The following is a 2,999-nucleotide window of genomic DNA, read 5'->3' as shown; positions in this document are numbered from 1 at the left end:
CCACCAACTTATCTGCTTGATCCGCTGCTTCTCCGCCAACCAGTTCAAATGCGGCGTCGAGCCGCTATGGCCGAGCAACTCGTCCAGCGCGTCCCACTTCTGTGGCTGGTGATACCACTCGCTTTCCTTGTAGATGATCAGTTGCGATATCGATTGCGCATGGGCCGGCAGGGTGATGGCTGCCTGCAGCTCCTCGGCGGTCATTTTGCCGTCGCGGTTGCGGTCGATGATGTCGAACAGGCGGCTCAACGCTGCCGGCTCACCCCGCAACGAAGCGGCCAGCACGTCTTGGAGCGACGCAATATTCATGTGTTGATTGACGCGTTCCTATTTGTGGTAATTGACTTTTCCGCTCAACTTGACTTTCGCGCCAGTCGACAGTTTTGCGAGAATGTCGCTGTGAATACTTCGCAAAGCACTAGTTGTCATTCAGATTTTGTCTTAAGAACTCACGCTGAATGTTGTCCAAATTGAAGATGTTGTTCTCAATTATAGTGCGATAGTCTTCTTTGTTATTAGCGTCAGGCGGGTCGCAAATTAGCAGATTGTCAAATGAGGACGCCGGAGAGTCTGCAGATTTCAACATGCCTTCCACATATTTTTTTGCTCTAGGAATCTCAGCGGTTAAGTGAAATTCAGGATAGAGTTGGTTTTTCCACCTGCCATCCCGCGTAAACGTGCCACCGCAAAATTCACCAGTTTCTCTTGCTATAATGCAACCACTGCGTAAATCCACCAGCTCGCAGTAGGCGACCTCGTGGTGTATTACTGAGCCGCTTGAGGTTTCTACTTCGCCGGATTCGATTTGGTTCAGCAACACAAAATTACCGTCTGGTGACAATTCGGGGAGATCTATTTTTTCAAATGTCCCACCATTGTCTATTTCTCCACGAAGGACTCGTATAGTTTTACCGTTGTTAAGTATCGTCAGGGTACGATATCGTTTGCCAATCGGGTCGCTATACTGAAGATGCTCAATGCACGATGTTTTTTTTACTCCGACAAATTCAGTTGAGGCGTATCCAAAATTTCCGGGGTTAAGCGGAATTGCTAATAACATTGCGAGGTGGTGTTTCATAATTTATTCTTCAGGCTTCTATAACGAAGATCTGCATCAGTCATGCGACGTGATGGGCCATAAATTTCCAATAAAGCAGATTCGTACCTTGCATGATTTACTCCCCAGTGTGCCGGATTGTCAGCCAAGGTCCGGTGCATGTTATGAAAGATTTTAAGAGCATTACCAAAGTCATTTGCAACATTGCCGGGACGATTAGCGTGATAACTTTCTCAAGCATCAAAGTATATCTGCCAGTAGAATCCACCCACTATCATCAAGATGATCCAAAGACTCATGCTGAATTTTTATCCATCCATTTTTGAAGTCGATCACTCTTACGCTGTCTCCTTGGATCAAGTGCATCCCCGAAAAACTTATTGAATTGGGGTTGTGTAATATCTGAGCTTTTCTGGTGGTTATTATTGCATTGAATGGCTGTTCAAGATTTAAAGCGTTTTGGCCGAAAACTTGCCTCTTGGTAAGGGTTTCAAAGTGTAGTTCCGCCAGTTGCTTTGAAGTCACTACTAGTTTCATTTGTTTAGGAGGGGTGTCTGGTGAGGCGGCATTCAGCTTAATTAATGAGTAGGATTTAGTGATGTGTTTGGCATCAATATCAAATCCAATCAGGTAAATGTTGTTCGGGTATTCAAAATATATTTGAAAGCCATCGCTAGATGACTCAAGTCGCATACTTCCCTCAGTTATATCGGACTCGTCTAGTAACGTAGTGTTTCTTGATATTGGAGTGCCCCCTCCATCATTCCTATATACAAATATGGCAATTTCTTCATTGTTTTTAGTAATACATATCAGGTTTTTTTTTGTTTCTAGTTTGTGGGGGGTGATCAGGCTGGAAGTGCTTTTGCATTCTTCAGCTGAAACGCCAAATATAATTAGCGTTATTGCAACTGCTAATGCTTTACCAATTTTGTTTGAGGTTTTCATAAGCGCTCCTTATTTTTGTGTCGTATCCAATTTGACTCTTTCCGTTATATTTTTGCGCAATTAGGGTCCAGTCCTTATCTTTCATTGGCCCTATAAGATTTTTTTCCTTGGTCAAGAAGATCTTGAAGTATTGCAAATGCTGCAATGCGCAGTAATTTTGAGCTTTCTCCAAATCATCTGCGCTCTCATAGAGATGCCGATAATATTCGCCCATAACTTGAAACTTACCCCAAGAGCATGACTTGATGGCGGCTGCTCGATTAATTTCGCGCGCCCGTTTCAATCTTGAATACTGATCATCAAGTGAGCCGTATGAATACGATGCTTCATAAGTATGTACTATCTTCGGCTCTGCATTAGAAAGTGCATCAACTTCAGATGATGGCATCCCGTCAGCGAGTAAAAAACGACGCATGTAGTGACGCTCATAAAGAATGAGGGCATGTTTTTCTCCTGGTCTGTATTCTTTAAACGGAACTTTATCTCCCGTTTCGGCCAATGCGATGGCTCTTAGTACTTCTTTTTCAACACCAAGTTCATTAGCAAGCAACTCAAAATGTTTTTTTGTTACATCAGTCAATCCTGTTTGGCAGGGCGCATCTATTAGTCCTTGCTGATAGCAGTAACATTTTTTTTGATTATCGTTTAGGTGCGCTGTAATCCCCACCGGATGAAAGTGATACACCTTCCCCCATGACGGCAACCCCACTTTCTCCGCTACCTCACTCCACCAACTTATCTGCTTGATCCGCTGCTTCTCCGCCAACCAGTTCAAATGCGGCGTCGAGCCGCTATGGCCGAGCAACTCGTCCAGCGCGTCCCACTTCTGTGACTGGTGATACCACTCACTTTCCTTGTGAATGATCAGTTCCGATATCGATTGCGCATGGGCCGGCAGGCGGATGGCTGCCTGCAGTTCCTCGGCGGTCATTTTGCCGTCGCGGTTGCGGTCGATGATGTCGAAGAGGCGGCTCTTTACCGGTCCCTTGTCTTC

General features: G+C 45.0%; 4 protein-coding genes. All 4 read right to left on the bottom strand.

Annotated features, from left to right (window positions below):
• The coding region (locus AC1DVE_RS31060) for an EF-hand domain-containing protein (protein WP_477784440.1) at window positions 1–309 on the bottom strand (309 nt) is incomplete at its 3' end.
• Window positions 310–418: 109 nt separating this feature from the next.
• Window positions 419–1,078, bottom strand: coding sequence for a hypothetical protein (locus AC1DVE_RS31055; RefSeq protein WP_223533264.1), 660 nt, complete (start codon window positions 1,076–1,078; stop codon window positions 419–421).
• 219 nt (window positions 1,079–1,297) lie between these two features.
• Window positions 1,298–2,005, bottom strand: coding sequence for a hypothetical protein (locus AC1DVE_RS31050; protein WP_223533263.1), 708 nt, complete (start codon window positions 2,003–2,005; stop codon window positions 1,298–1,300).
• Window positions 1,980–2,999: N-acetylmuramidase domain-containing protein (locus AC1DVE_RS31045; RefSeq protein WP_477784439.1), on the bottom strand; the 1,020-nt coding region annotated here is incomplete at its 5' end. The genes AC1DVE_RS31050 and AC1DVE_RS31045, both read right to left, overlap by 26 nt.

It is taken from the genome of Pseudomonas sp. P4_B4 (genome assembly GCF_056402255.1).
This window is presented reverse-complemented; position numbering and strand designations above follow the sequence as displayed.

Coding starts and splice junctions, on each gene's coding strand:
- AC1DVE_RS31050 (WP_223533263.1), bottom strand. CDS start 2,005: ATGAAAACCTCAAACAAAATTGGTAAAGCATTAGCAGTTGCAATAACG.
- AC1DVE_RS31055 (WP_223533264.1), bottom strand. CDS start 1,078: ATGAAACACCACCTCGCAATGTTATTAGCAATTCCGCTTAACCCCGGA.